1 protein-coding gene is annotated in these 206 nt (G+C 55.3%); it reads left to right on the plus strand.

What is annotated here, in order from left to right; genetic code table 11:
* The coding region (locus tag AC23P2_RS31515) for an Ig-like domain-containing protein (protein WP_487776854.1) at positions 1-206 on the plus strand (206 nt) is incomplete at both ends.

The following is a 206-nucleotide window of genomic DNA, read 5'->3' on the forward strand; positions in this document are numbered from 1 at the left end:
GCGTCCAACGACAGCGACGTGGACAACACGGCGGCAGAGTTGACGTACACGAAAGTGACGAATCCGACGAACGGGACAGTGGTACAGAATGCAAACGGAACCTACACTTATACGCCAACGACAGGTTTTGTAGGCAGCGACCGCTACACGTACAAAGTATGTGACCCAAGCGGCGCGTGCGATACGGCGACGGTAGTGATAGCGAT

Source organism: Runella sp. R0.1_18 (genome assembly GCF_057652155.1).